Annotated in this window: 13 protein-coding genes; 4 read left to right on the top strand and 9 right to left on the bottom strand. The window is 57.3% G+C overall.

Going from position 1 to position 13,671, the window contains the following annotated elements:
* The first annotated feature begins 16 nt into the window (after window positions 1-16).
* From VN114_RS01110 to gloA, 4 genes are all read left to right on the top strand, one after another.
* The gene (locus VN114_RS01110) at window positions 17-1,444 is read left to right on the top strand and encodes a peptidylprolyl isomerase (RefSeq protein WP_325511120.1); all 1,428 of its coding nucleotides are present in this window, start codon (window positions 17-19) and stop codon (window positions 1,442-1,444) included.
* A 28-nt stretch (window positions 1,445-1,472) separates the two neighbouring features.
* Window positions 1,473-2,507 (top strand): 4-hydroxythreonine-4-phosphate dehydrogenase PdxA, encoded by a 1,035-nt coding sequence (gene pdxA, locus VN114_RS01105; protein WP_325511118.1) that lies wholly within the window; start codon window positions 1,473-1,475, stop codon window positions 2,505-2,507.
* A gap of 44 nt (window positions 2,508-2,551) precedes the next feature.
* The gene (gene rsmA / locus VN114_RS01100; RefSeq protein ID WP_325511116.1) at window positions 2,552-3,319 is read left to right on the top strand and encodes a 16S rRNA (adenine(1518)-N(6)/adenine(1519)-N(6))-dimethyltransferase RsmA; all 768 of its coding nucleotides are present in this window, start codon (window positions 2,552-2,554) and stop codon (window positions 3,317-3,319) included.
* A gap of 110 nt (window positions 3,320-3,429) precedes the next feature.
* Window positions 3,430-3,816: a lactoylglutathione lyase gene (gene gloA / locus VN114_RS01095; RefSeq protein WP_325511114.1), complete on the top strand. Its 387-nt coding sequence runs from the start codon at window positions 3,430-3,432 to the stop codon at window positions 3,814-3,816.
* Window positions 3,817-3,888: 72 nt separating this feature from the next.
* Here the strand turns inward: gloA and VN114_RS01090 are convergent, their stop codons facing one another.
* The 9 genes from VN114_RS01090 to VN114_RS01050 form a co-directional block, all read right to left on the bottom strand.
* A complete protein-coding gene (locus VN114_RS01090) occupies window positions 3,889-4,791 on the bottom strand; it encodes a SprT family zinc-dependent metalloprotease (protein ID WP_325511112.1) in 903 nt (300 codons plus the stop codon).
* A gap of 13 nt (window positions 4,792-4,804) precedes the next feature.
* The gene (locus VN114_RS01085; RefSeq protein WP_325511110.1) at window positions 4,805-5,554 is read right to left on the bottom strand and encodes a lysophospholipid acyltransferase family protein; all 750 of its coding nucleotides are present in this window, start codon (window positions 5,552-5,554) and stop codon (window positions 4,805-4,807) included.
* Between the two features lie 81 nt (window positions 5,555-5,635).
* Window positions 5,636-6,190 carry a D-glycero-beta-D-manno-heptose 1,7-bisphosphate 7-phosphatase gene (gene gmhB / locus VN114_RS01080; protein ID WP_325511108.1) on the bottom strand — a complete coding sequence of 185 codons (555 nt, stop codon included), beginning with the start codon at window positions 6,188-6,190 and terminating at the stop codon, window positions 5,636-5,638.
* Window positions 6,191-6,250: 60 nt separating this feature from the next.
* Entirely contained in the window at window positions 6,251-8,359 is a 2,109-nt protein-coding gene (gene glyS / locus VN114_RS01075) for a glycine--tRNA ligase subunit beta (protein WP_325511106.1), read from the bottom strand.
* A 2-nt stretch (window positions 8,360-8,361) separates the two neighbouring features.
* Window positions 8,362-9,294, bottom strand: a complete 933-nt coding sequence (gene glyQ, locus VN114_RS01070) for a glycine--tRNA ligase subunit alpha (protein ID WP_325511104.1) — start codon at window positions 9,292-9,294, stop codon at window positions 8,362-8,364.
* Window positions 9,295-9,453: 159 nt separating this feature from the next.
* Window positions 9,454-11,004, bottom strand: a complete 1,551-nt coding sequence (gene lnt, locus VN114_RS01065; protein WP_325511102.1) for an apolipoprotein N-acyltransferase — start codon at window positions 11,002-11,004, stop codon at window positions 9,454-9,456.
* 105 nt (window positions 11,005-11,109) lie between these two features.
* Window positions 11,110-12,006 (bottom strand): HlyC/CorC family transporter, encoded by an 897-nt coding sequence (locus tag VN114_RS01060; protein WP_325511100.1) that lies wholly within the window; start codon window positions 12,004-12,006, stop codon window positions 11,110-11,112.
* A 108-nt stretch (window positions 12,007-12,114) separates the two neighbouring features.
* The gene (gene ybeY / locus VN114_RS01055) at window positions 12,115-12,597 is read right to left on the bottom strand and encodes an rRNA maturation RNase YbeY (protein ID WP_325511098.1); all 483 of its coding nucleotides are present in this window, start codon (window positions 12,595-12,597) and stop codon (window positions 12,115-12,117) included.
* Entirely contained in the window at window positions 12,581-13,651 is a 1,071-nt protein-coding gene (locus VN114_RS01050) for a PhoH family protein (RefSeq protein ID WP_325511096.1), read from the bottom strand. The genes ybeY and VN114_RS01050 overlap by 17 nt, the downstream gene beginning before the upstream one ends.
* Window positions 13,652-13,671 lie beyond the last annotated feature (20 nt).

Genomic DNA, 13,671 nt, shown 5'->3' with positions numbered 1-13,671 from the left:
GATCCGGTAAGTAACCATGAGTATTTTCTATCCAATGTATCGAATCCAGAAACAAATCTCGCATTGCTGTCAGGCGCTGGTATTCGTGGCGACGACCTGTTGCATGTCGTTCGTCGCACATGCACAAGGCACCAGTTCAACTTCGCCAGCAGGAAGCAGCACATCGGCACGCGCACAGCCGCGACTGTCCGATGCAATACTTGTCGTCGTCAACAGCGATGTGATTACGCGGCAGGAGTTTCTGCAGCGCCTGCAAGTGATCGAAAATCGTCTGAAAAGCCAAGGCGGCCAGATGCCGCCGCCACAGCAACTGCATCGACAATTGATAGAGCGCATGATTGTCGAACGTGCGCAATTGCAAAAGGCGAAAGAACGCGGCATCAAGATTGACGATGCGATGCTCGATCGTGCCGTCGCCAGAATCGCCGATCAAAACAAAATGTCGATGTCGGAATTCCGCAAGCGTCTGGAACAGGACGGCATGGAATACGCAAAATTCCGCGAAGACATTCGCAATGAAATGATGACGCAGCGTTTGCGTGAACTCGAGGTCGATAACAAGATCCAGATTTCGGATGCGGAAATCGACGCCTATCTTGCTGAACACAGCGGTACGTCGACTGCCGTTCCACAGGAACTGGATATCGGACAAATCCTGATTCGCGTACCGGAGAATGCTACGGAACAGCAACTTGCCGAGAGCCGGAAGCGCGCAGATGAGGTCATTGCCCAGTTGAATGCAGGTGGGGATTTTGGCAAGCTTGCAGCAGCGTATTCGGATGCGCCGGATGGCTTGTCTGGCGGCGACATGGGTTGGCGTTCGCAGGATCGCCTGCCGCAATTGTTTGTCGATGCGGTTGCCAATTTGCAGCAAGGACAGATTGCTCCTGTGGTCAAGAGCGGCAACGGTTTCCATATTCTCAAGCTGATCGGAAAACGTACGCAAAGCGTTATGCGTAGCGCTGCCCCGGAAGAAGGTACGGCTGCGCCGGTCAGTGTGCAACAGACGCATGCCAGCCATATCCTGATCAAGGTGAATCAAGTCGTTTCGGCCGCGGAAGCAAAACGCAAATTGCTTGAGCTCAAGCAGCGTCTGGATAATCACGCTGCAACGTTCGAAGAACTTGCACGTCTGTATTCCAACGACTTGTCGGCTTCGAAGGGCGGTGATCTCGGCTGGATCTATCCGGGAGATACCGTTCCGGAATTCGAGCGGGCAATGAATGAACTACAGGTCGGACAGGTCAGCGAGCCGATTGAATCGCCGTTCGGCTTCCATTTGATTCTGGTAAAAGAACGCAAGATCGATGACGTATCGCAGGAGCGCAAGCGTGCCGCTGCACGCCAGGCGATCCGTGAACGGAAACTGGAAGAAGCGACGCAGGACTGGATTCGCCAGATACGCGATCAGGCCTATGTCGAATTCCGGTTGAATGATCAGTAATACCTTTTCACCCGAATCGGGAGATGCGATGAACAAGCGCCCGACAATTGCAATCACCTGCGGGGAACCCGCAGGCATCGGCCCGGAAATCTCGATCCGGGCTGCGTGGGAATTGCGTGCCGATGTGAAAAGCGTTCTGATCGGCGATGCCGCCTTTCTGGCAATGCTCGCAGCCGAGATCAATCCGGCGATTCGCCTTTCTGCCTTGTCGGTGCAGGCGATGCAGCAGGAAGGGCTGCCATGTTTTCCGCGTGATCAACTGGCCGTCATCGATTGTCCGCTCAATGCGCCTGTCGTCGCAGGCACGCTGGATGCAAAAAACGGTCGTGCGGTGTTACAGACGCTCGATGTGGCAATCGACGGTGTGCTGCAACGTCACTTCGACGCCATCGTGACTGCGCCGCTGCAGAAAAGCACCATCAACGACGCCGGCGTACCGTTCACCGGTCACACGGAATATCTGGCGGAAAAAACAGCGACGTCGCAGGTCGTCATGATGCTGGCGACCAATGCCACACCACAACCGTTGCGCGTTGCGCTGGCAACCACGCATCTGGCGCTGAAGGACGTGGCGGCGGCAATCACGTTCGACAGCCTGACCGATATCCTCGACATCATTCACACCGAGCTGCAAAAGAAATTCGGCATCGCAAAGCCGCGCATTCTTGTTACCGGACTGAATCCGCACGCAGGCGAAGACGGTTATCTTGGCCACGAAGAAATCGACATCATCAAACCGGCGCTGGCGGCTGCGCAGAAAAAAGGCATCGCTGCGCACGGCCCGTATCCGGCCGATACCCTATTCCAGCAACGTCACCTGCAACATGCCGATTGCGTGCTGGCGATGTATCACGATCAGGGTTTGCCGGTGCTCAAGTATGCGAGCTTCGGTCTCGGCGTCAACATCACGCTCGGTCTCCCCATCATCCGTACATCGGTCGATCATGGCACTGCGCTCGATCTGGCTGCAGCAGGACTCGGCCAGGCCGATCACGGCAGCATGCTAGAAGCGATACGCGTTGCAGCACACATGGCGGCAGCATCGTCGTCGGTATCAGCGTAGGCAGGTCGCGTTTCGACCTCAATTCACCGGCCTCGATTTCATCCATGAAACACATTCCCCGCAAACGCTTCGGCCAGAACTTTCTGACTGACGATATCGTATTGCACAACATCATTCGCGCCATCGACCCGCAACCGCACGACACGATGGTCGAGATCGGCCCCGGCCTGGCTGCCATGACCAGCCTGCTGGTGGAGGAAGTCGAACAACTGCATGTGGTCGAACTCGACCGTGATCTGGTCGAGCGACTGAAAAAGAAATTCGATCCGTCGAGATTGGTCGTGCATTCGGCCGATGCACTGCAGTTCGATTTTTCTGCAATCCCGGTTCCGGCGGACCGCAAGCTGCGCGTAGTCGGCAATCTGCCGTACAACATTTCCAGTCCGCTACTGTTTCATCTGGCAGACATCGCCCCGCACGTGCAGGACCAGCATTTCATGCTGCAGAAGGAAGTTGTGGAGCGCATGGTTGCGGGGCCGGGAACCAAGACGTACGGACGCCTGTCCGTGATGCTGCAGTGGCGTTATCACATGGAACTGATGTTCGTCGTGCCGCCGGAGGCCTTCGATCCGCCGCCACGTGTGGAATCCGCGATCGTGCGAATGATTCCGGTTGCGCAGCCTTTGCCGTGTGATTCATCAAAGCTGGAGCAGGTCGTTCAGAAGGCGTTCTCGCAACGTCGCAAGGTCATTCGCAATTGCCTGGCTGGCATGTTCGAGGAAAGTGATCTGCTCGAAGTCGGCATTGACCCGCAATTGCGCCCGGAAGCGATTGCACTCGAACATTACGTGGCGCTGGCGAATCGGCTTTGATCATCGTCGTCACTTGACGCCACTGCCTGCAAGGAAAATCCGGTCGGCATAAAATTGGCAACTTCTTCATCGACGTCTTCTTTACTGTTCATCGACTTACGGGGTTTACCATGCGCATTCTTCACACCATGCTTCGCGTTGGCGATCTGCAGCGTTCCATCGACTTCTACACCAATGTGCTCGGCATGAATCTGCTGCGCAAGACCGAAAATCCGGAATACAAATATACGCTGGCCTTTGTCGGTTACGGCACCAATCCGGATCATGCCGAACTGGAATTGACGTACAACTATGGTATCGATCAGTACGATATGGGAACGGCCTATGGTCATATCGCCATCGGCGTCCCGGATGCCTACAAGGCCTGTGCGGACGTCAAGGCAGCGGGCGGCAACGTGACACGCGAAGCCGGGCCGGTCAAGGGCGGATCAACCGTGATTGCGTTCGTTACCGATCCGGACGGCTACAAGGTCGAACTGATTGAACGCAAGGAATAATGGCTGGATGCGGCAGGTGCAATGCCTGTCGAGGGAATGAGGACGCGTTGCGGGAGTTGCGAGCTTGAAAAGCTAGAAGATCGGCAGCGTTTCCGGCGCATGATCGCGCAACGCTTTTTTCGCTGCGGCGAATTCCGGGAATACCGACTGCACAGTCGCCCAGAACTGCGGGCTGTGATTCATCTCGCGCAAATGCGACAGTTCATGTGCAATCACATAATCGATCAACGGCAAAGCAAAATGAATCAGTCGCCAGTTCAGGCGAATCTTGCCGTCTGCCGTGCATGAACCCCACTGCGTCATCGCCGACGACAAGGCAAACGATTGATAGCTGACGCGGAGTTTCTCAGCGTAGATCGGCAGACGTTCGGCAAAGATGCGCTTGGCTTCCAGTTGCAGCCAGCCCTGGACACGATCCTTCAATTGCTGTTCGGCTGCATCGAGCGGCAGGCATACCGTCAGTTCTTTCGTCGCCGGATCGTACAGAATGCCGGCGCTTTGCGTCGACAAAATGCGCAGTGTGATGTCCTCGCCAAGATACGGCAGCTTGCTGCCGTCGCGCCATTCCATCTGCGGTTGCAGCCGGCGTGCAGAACGTTCACGGCGTTCGTTGAGCTTGGTAAAAATCCAGCGCTGCTTTTCACAGATCGCGTTTTCGATTTCGGTCAGCGTGACCCACTTCGGCGCCGTGATGCGCAAGCCATCGTCATCGATCATGAAACCGATCGAGCGGCGCTTGGAACGCACCAGCGCATAATCGAGCGTGTGCTCACCCATTTGCACGCGCCGCTTTCCGTTCGGTACCGGCTTCGGTGCGTCGACAGGGGAAATAACCTGCAACGGACGCGGCACATCCGGCGCCTGCTTCGGTGCAGGATGATCGACCTTGGGCTGCGATGAAAAATCCGCAGAGAAGAAGTCGAGCTGCAGCGAAAGCTGTTGCGGGTCGGGTGAGGTATGACGGAGCAGCTTCAAGGATCGGATCGTATTATCGGTTCTGTTCGGCTGGATAGGCATGCGGTGAAATCACGCGCATTTCGGATTCTATCCAATTTTCGACTTCCTGCATCAGATCGACCGCAGTGCGACCTTCCGGAGAAATTGGCTTGCCGATCGATACCGTGATCAGACCTGGGCGCTTGATGAAGGCATTGCGCGGCCAGCATTCGCCAGCGTTGAGTGCGATCGGTACGATCAGTGTGTTGGTTTCGACCGCAAGTCGCGTGCCGCCGACTTTGTATTTGCCGCGCTGTCCGACCGGAATGCGCGTGCCTTCCGGGAACATGATGATCCATTGACCATCCTGCAGTCGCTGCGCACCGTCGCGCGCCACCTGTGCAAATGCGTCGCGGCCGTTGTTGCGATCGATGGCGATCATGCGCAACAGTGCAAGCGCCCAGCCGAACAGCGGGATGTAGATCAGCGAGCGTTTCAGAACGAATACCAGCGGGCGCGGCATGTTGCAGAGCAGGAAAATGGTTTCCCATGCCGATTGATGTTTGGAAAGCAGAATGACCGGTGCATCCGGCAGATTCTCGTATCCCTTGATCTGATAGCGAATTCCGCACAGCACCTTGGCGAGCCAGATGATGAAGACATTCCAGCGCGACGTGACGTAGTAACGAGTCGTATACGGAAACGGTGCAACAAGAAAACAGATGAGTGCCCAGATTGGCGTCACGATCAGCATGATCAGCGCGAACAGCAGCGAGCGTAAAAGCAGAAAAGCGTTATACATCGAATCTCCAGTTTTCACCTGCACGAATGCAGGCGGACAGTTCTTGTGTAGTTTATATGCGGCCGATAGGTCTGGCGCCGATCACATGACGGTTTTTCCCGGTTCCATCAATAGATGATCGACGACTGCAGCCAGATCGGGAAAAGTCATCGTGCCTGGAGGCAGGCCGCCCTTTGCACGTGTCATTTCCCCTTTGCCGGTCAGAACCAGATAGGGCTTGTTGCCGACAACAAAGCCCGCCTGCAAATCGCGTAACGAATCGCCGACGCTCGGCACACCTTTCAGATTCACCTCGAAGCGTTTGGCAATCGATTCCAGCATGCCGGCCTTCGGTTTGCGGCAATCGCAATTATCGTCTGCTGCATGTGGGCAGAAAAACACGGCATCGATATCGGCACCGACCGATTGCGCGGCGGCGTGCATCTTTTGATGGATCGCATTCAAGGTCATGATGTTGAACTTGCCGCGTGCGATGCCCGATTGATTGGTGGCGACGACCACACGATAGTCGGCCTGATTCAAGCGTGCGATGGCTTCCAGCGAACCCGGAATCGGAATCCATTCGTCGGGCGACTTGATGAAGTCGTCCGAATCCTGATTGATGACGCCGTCGCGATCGAGAATAACCAGTTTCATCGGAAGCCTTTCAGGAAAAAGACCGCATGTTGATCGTCACGATGTGTAATGCAGTGTGAATCAATTTGCCAGACGGGAAATGTCGGCAACCTGGTTCATCGCTGCATGCAGCGTCGCCAGAAGACCCAGACGATTGTTGCGCAGTGCAGCGTCTTCCGCGTTTACCATCACGCCATCGAAGAAGGCATCGACCGGCGTTTTCAATGCAGCCAAAGCCTGCAATGATGCGGTGTAATCGCCGCGTGCGAATGCGGCATCGGCTTGCGGCTTGACCGTGACAAGCGTCTGGTTCAATGCGACTTCGGCGGATTCTTTCAGCAGCGCGGTATCGACCTTGGGAGCGACTTCGCCTTCGACTTTTTTCAGGATGTTGCCGACGCGCTTGTTGGCAGCAGCGAGGCTTTCGGCTTCCGGCAACGCAGCGAATGCACGCACGGCAGCAAGGCGTTGCGTCACGTCGGCCAGACGTTGCGGCTGCAATGCCAGTACCGCATCGATTTCCTGCGCGCTGTAACCTTGTTCGCGCAACGTATTGGCGAGGCGATCGAAAATGAAGTTCAGTAGTGCGGCGCGATGTTCGGCCGACAGGCCGCTGAACGACTTTTCTGCCGCGGCGATCAGATCGTCGATGCCGATGTCGAGTTTGCCCTCGATCAGCATGCGGATGATGCCGAGCGCATGACGACGCAAGGCGAACGGGTCCTTGTCGCCGGTCGGTACCTGGCCGATGCTGAACAGGCCAATCAGCGTTTCCAGCTTGTCTGCCAGCGCGACGACGACACCGACTTGATTGCGTGGCAATTCGTCGCCGGCAAAACGCGGCTTGTAGTGATCTTCGATCGCATCGGCGACTGCAGCCGGCAAGCCGTCATGTTGTGCGTAGTAACGCCCCATGATGCCTTGCAGTTCAGGAAATTCGCCGACCATGTCGGTCAACAGATCGGCTTTCGCCAGTTGCGCGGCGGTGTCTGCCTGTTGCGCATCGACGCCGAGTTTTGCGGCAATTGCCTTGGCAATCTCGCGCACGCGTGCGATGCGTTCGCCTTGGGTACCGAGTTTGTTGTGATACACGACCTTGTCCAGTCCGGCGACACGCGATTCCAGCGTCTTCTTGCGATCCTGGTCGAAGAAGAACTTTGCATCGGCCAGACGCGGGCGCACGACGCGCTCGTTGCCGCCGATGACGGCGCTGGCGTCGGCCGGACGAATGTTGGAGACGATCAGGAATTTGTTCGACAGCTTGCCATTTGCATCCAGCAGCGGGAAGTACTTCTGGTTCGCCTTCATCGTCAGGATCAGGCATTCCTGCGGGACGTCGAGGAACGCTTCTTCAAACTGCCCGATCAGCACGTTCGGACGTTCGACCAGACCGGTCACTTCATCGAGCAGCGCTTCGTCGTCGATCGGCTTCAGGTTGCTGCCGGCTTCGACAGCGGCCGCAGCGAGTTGACGGACGATTTCTGCGCGGCGTGCGGCGAAACCGGCGATGACTGCGCCTTCGCTAGCCAGTTGCGTTTCATACATGTCGGCATTGCGGATGAAGACCGGATCAATACCCGCTTCGAAGCGATGCCCGTGCGTGGTGCTGCCTGACTGCAGGCCGAGCACGGAAACCGGCACGACATCTGCGCCGTACAACGCGACCAGGCCGTGAGCAGGGCGCACGAAGTTGACGGATTCCCAGCCATCAGCCAGTTGATACGTCATGACTTTTGGAATCGGCAGTTTGGTTAACGTTTCTTCCAGCGCTTTTTGCAAACCTTCGGCGAGGGTGGCGCCGGTGACGACGCTGTTGAAGAACAGCACGTCGGCCTTGCCGTCGGATTCGCGCTTGAGTCCGGCGACGGCGGATTCATCTGTGCCGAGCGCAGTCAGTTTTTTCAGCAGTGCCGGTGTGGCTTTGCCGTCGGCGGTTAGGCCGACCGAAGCCGGCATCAGTTTTTGTGCGACCTGTTTGTCGTCGGCCTGATTGACGACTTGCGTCAGATGTACGCCGAGACGACGCGGCGAGGCGAAATGCGTCAGCGTGCTGCCTGCTTCGAGCAAACCTTGAGCCGCAAGTGATGCCTGCAATGTTTGTGCAAAGGCGTCACCGATTTTTTTCAATGCTTTGGGCGGCAGTTCCTCGACGAACAATTCGACGAGCAGATTTTTTGTATCGGTAGTCATGCTTATGCCGCTTCCTTCTCGATCTGGGCCAGCACTTCGGCGGCATGTTCTGGTGTTGCCATCGGGAAGCCGAGGCGTGCGCGGCTGTCCAGATAGCTGCGTGCAACGCTGCGTGCAAGATTGCGAATGCGACCGATGTAGGCTGCGCGTTCGGTGACAGAAATTGCGCCGCGTGCATCCAGCAGATTGAACGTGTGTGCCGCTTTCAATACCTGCTCGTAAGCAGGCAACGCGAGCTTGTGTTCCATCAGGTTCAGCGCTTGTTTCTCATGTGCGCCGAATGCGGTGAACAGGAAATCGGCGTCGCTGTGTTCGAAGTTATAGGTCGATTGCTCGATCTCGTTCTGCTTGTAAACATCGCCGTAGGTCAGTTTCTTGCCGTCCTTGCCTTCGGTCCACGTCAGGTCGTAGACATTGTCGACGCCCTGCAGATACATTGCGAGGCGTTCGAGGCCGTACGTGATCTCACCGGTGATCGGTTTGCAGTTGATGCCGCCGACCTGCTGAAAGTAGGTGAATTGCGTGACTTCCATGCCGTTGAGCCAGACTTCCCAGCCGAGGCCCCAGGCGCCCAGCGTCGGGTTTTCCCAATCGTCCTCGACGAAGCGGATGTCGTTTTGCTTTAGGTCGAAGCCGAGTGCTTCGAGCGAGCCGAGATACAGTTCAAGAATGTTTTCCGGCGCCGGTTTCAGCACGACCTGAAATTGATAGTAGTGCTGCAGGCGATTCGGATTTTCGCCATAGCGGCCGTCTTTCGGGCGACGCGATGGTTGTACATATGCGGCGCGCCATGGCTCGGGGCCGATGGCGCGCAGGAAGGTCGCGGTGTGCGACGTACCGGCGCCGACTTCCATGTCGTACGGCTGCAGCAGTGCGCAGCCTTGCGCATCCCAGTACTTCTGGAGCGTCAGAATGATCTGTTGAAATGTGAGCATCTTGTTTGAATTGTTGCATCACTCGATGCGAGTGAGGAGGGATTTGCCGAAACCCCAGATTTTAACGGGTTTTCCCCATGGTTAGTGGGGTTGATGCATTCCAGACAACACGGCGGAAAAGACTGCCTGTGACGCAGATTCGGTCAGCTGTCGTGTTGTTTATCGTGCTGTTAGTTTGCGGCGCGTCAGACGCCAGGCGACGAGCAGCATCGCCAGCACGAGCAGCACGATGAAGGCGTTGCCGACGACCACGTAAGGCGTGAGGCCGCTGTAGCCTTGCACCGATGCAGTCAATACACCGCGTTCGAACGGCTTGAGCCGCGCGACGACGGTGCCGGTCGGATCGATAACGGCAGTGGCGCCGGTGTTGGTCGAACGCAGCATCGGGCGACCGGTTTCAATCGCGCGCATTTGCGAAATCTGCAAGTGCTGCGGCAGCGCGATCGAATCGCCGAACCATGCAATATTGGAAATATTCAGCAGCATGGTGGCGACCGGTTCGCCGGCCTGCTGATTGGTGTACAGCTGTTTGGCGATTTCCTCACCGAACAGATCTTCGTAGCAGATATTCGGCAAGACCCATTGATCCTTGACCGCGAACGGAACCGGCGTTGCGTCGCCGCGCGTGAATTCGCCGAGCGGGATATGCATCATGTTGACGAACCAGCGGAAGCCGAACGGAATGAATTCGCCGAATGGCACCAGATGATGCTTGTCGTAGCGGTAGAAAGCGGGTGCGGCGAGACCGGCCGGTGCCGGTGAAATGCCGATCATGCTGTTGGCATATTGTTGCGGCGCGTCGCTGACCGGCACGCCGATGGCGAGATGGCTGTTGGACGCGGTAGCGAATTCGGACAAGCGTGGCAGATAGTCCTGCGGCAGTTGATGCAGCAGCAGCGGCAGCGCGGTTTCCGGTATCGCAATCAGGTCGGCGGGGGCGGCGCGAATCATGTCTTCGTACAGCGTCAATGTCGCGTTGACCTGTTCGGCGTCGAACTTCATTTCCTGCGGCACGTTGCCCTGTACCAGACGAACCGCAATCGGTTGCCCGTTCGGCGTTGTCCATGCGACCTGTTTCGCGCCGAAACCTGTGGCCATAATGCAGGCAACCAATACGATGGCGGATTTTCTTGTCGGAAGCAATGCGAGGCAACCGGCCAGCAGTGCGGCGAGCCAGCCGATGCCGTATACCCCGATCAGCGGCGCGAAACCTGCCAGCGGACTGGACGTATGCGCATAGCCGGAAACCGTCCACGGAAAACCGGTCAGTATCCAGCCGCGCAGCCATTCGGCCAGCGCCCACACGGCAGGCAATACCAGCAGCAGCATGACGGCGGACGACGGCTGCAGTCGTCGGTGGAATTGCGTTGCGGAACCGGTTGCGATGCCGACGAAAAGTCCGAGTACGGCTGCCAGCAAAACCACAGCCAGCGCAGCCATTGGTGCCGGCATGCCGCCGTAGTCGTGCATGCTGATGTACAACCAGTAAATGCAGCACAACAGCCAACCGAATCCGAATACCCAGCCGAGCAGCATGCTGCGTTTGACCGACGCCGTTTGCAGAACCAGATGGAACAGCAGCGCCAGTGTCAATAACTGCAACCACCAGCAGCCGAACGGCGCAAACGCGAATACGTTCAATGCCCCCGCGATGAAGGCCGCGATGACGGATTGAACAGGCGACGGATGAAGAAGTGAACGGAAATTCATGCGGTCATGCGTGAGGGAAATTCGAAACGAGCAGAACCGCAAACAGGACGACCAACAAGACGGCGAACAGGACGGCGAACGACCGCAATCCCGGAGATCGAACGATCAGTCTTCAAGCGCATCTTCTTCTGCTGCCGACGGCGGCAGTTTTTCCACCAGTACCATGTGGATGTGGCGCGCGTCGGCACGCAGAATCGTAAAGCGCAAGTCATCGATTTCTGCAATCTCGCCCTTGTGCGGTACGCGCGCCAGATGATCGGCGATGAAGCCGCCGATCGTGTCGACATCCGGATTGTTGATGGCGGTGCCGAGTTCTTCGTTGAACTGCTCGATCTCGGTCAACGCCTTGACACGCCAGCGCGGGCCGTCCTTGCCGTCGCGCACGGCGATGATGTTGTCTTCATCTTCGTCGAAATCGTATTCGTCCTCGATATCGCCGACGATTTGTTCCAGCACGTCCTCGATCGTGATCAGGCCGGCGACGCCGCCATACTCATCAACCACGATCGCCATGTGATTGTGCTTGGCGCGGAAGTCGCTCAACAGCACGTTCAGACGTTTCGATTCCGGAATGAAGACGGCGGTGCGCAATTTTTGCCGAACATCGAACGATTCTTCCGCGTAATAGCGCAGCAGATCCTTCGCCATCAGGATGCCGACCACCTTGTCACGTTCACCTTCGACGGCGGGAAAGCGCGAGTGGGCCGTTTCCAGCACCATCGGAATCCATTCCTCGATCGGTGTGGTGATATCGATCACATCCATTTGCGAGCGCGGCACCATGATGTCGCGCGCAGTCAGTTCGGAAACCTGGAATACGCCCTCGATCATCGACAGCGCATCGGCGTCGATCAGATTGCGTTCATGGGCGTCTTGCAGGGTAGCCAACAGCTCTGCGCGGCTGTCGGGGCCGGGCGCGATCAGCGATGTCAGGCGTTCGAACAGTGAGCGGACCGGCTTTGCTTCACCGGATTTACCGCTCTGGGGGGGAATATCTTGCATGGGCGGAGTGCCGTTGCGGTTGTTTCAGGGCTGTCAGGATACAACAAATGCGGTAGGGCTTCCAAAAATGCGGTTCCGGCGCCACGGCGTTTTGGAACGTTGCGGCTTTCAGCCTTGCAGGTACGGATTCGGAAATCCCAGCGTTGCGAGAATGTCGATTTCCAGCGATTCCATCTCTTCCGCTTCATCGTCGGACTCGTGGTCGTAGCCTTGCGCGTGCAACATGCCGTGCACAACCAGATGGGCGGCGTGCGCTTCCAGCGATTTCTGCTGTTCGGCGGCTTCGCTTTCCAGGACCTCGGTACAGAAAATGATGTCGGCCTGCACGTCACCGAGCTCGGCAAGTTCGCCGAGTCCGTCTTCCTCGTCTTCCGAATAGGCGAAGGTCAGCACATTGGTGGCGTAATCCTTGCCGCGGTAGGTGCGATTCAGCACGCGGCCTTCCTCGGCATCGACGAAGCGCAACGTGATCTGTGCCGGTGCCAGCAGCGCCGCCTTGACCCATTGCCGCAACAAAGGTCGCGTCAGCACATCCTGCAGGCGGGCATCCGGATACTGGACGGACAGCGAGAGTTTATTTTTTTGCAGCATTTCTGGTCGTGGTTTTGCGTGCGGGTGCTGCGGTCCGTTTTGCCGGTTGATTCGCTTCCTCGTATGCATCGACGATGCGGGCCACCAATGGGTGACGCACCACGTCGGCGCTGGAAAAACGCGTAAAGGCGAGGCCGCGCACATCGCTCAGCACGTCGATCGCCTCGACCAGTCCGCTCTTCTGATGATGTTGCAAATCGATCTGCGTGATGTCGCCGGTGATGACTGCCTTGCTGCCGAAACCGATACGCGTCAGGAACATCTTCATCTGTTCCGGCGTCGTGTTCTGCGCCTCGTCGAGGATGACGAACGCATGGTTCAACGTACGGCCGCGCATGTAGGCGAGCGGTGCGATTTCGATCGCCTGTTTTTCGAACATCTTTTGCGTGCGATCGAAGCCGAGCAGATCGTACAGCGCGTCGTACAGCGGGCGCAGATACGGATCGATTTTTTGTGCCAGATCGCCGGGCAGAAAGCCGAGACGTTCGCCCGCTTCGACGGCAGGACGTGTCAGCACGATGCGTTTGACCGCATCGCGTTCCAGCGCATCGACTGCGCAGGCAACGGCGAGATAGGTCTTGCCGGTGCCGGCCGGGCCGACGCCGAACGTGATGTCGTGATCCATGATCGCCTTCAGATACTGGATCTGGTGCGGCGTGCGCCCGCGCAAATCGTGGCGGCGGGTTTTCAGGACAGGAGCATCGGTGACGGATTCGTCAGTTTTTTTTCGCGACGCCGTTTTCTTTGCCGCGGCAGGCACAGCCAGTTCCGGCTCGGCCAGTCCGGCACGTTGTTCTACCAGCGCCAGCTGGATTTCTTCCAGCGGAATGATGCGATTCGCTTCCTTGTAGAACTGATCGAGAATCGCTACCGCGCGTTCGGCATTGCTGCCGCTGACGATGAATTTTTCGCCGCGACGGAAGATCGTTACGTCGAGCGCGGCGGAAATCTGTCGCAGGTTTTCATCCATCGGACCGCACAAATGTGCAAGCCGCTTGTTGTCCAGCGGTTCCGGGGTGAAGTACGACGGTTGAACAGCAGTTTTGGTTTTCAATTGAACTGGGTTGTCCGCAA

It is taken from the genome of Oxalicibacterium sp. (assembly GCF_035565035.1).
Lineage (GTDB): Bacteria > Pseudomonadota > Gammaproteobacteria > Burkholderiales > Burkholderiaceae_D > Oxalicibacterium.
Note: the sequence above shows the minus strand (reverse complement) of the source record. Positions and strands in the feature narration are given on the sequence as shown.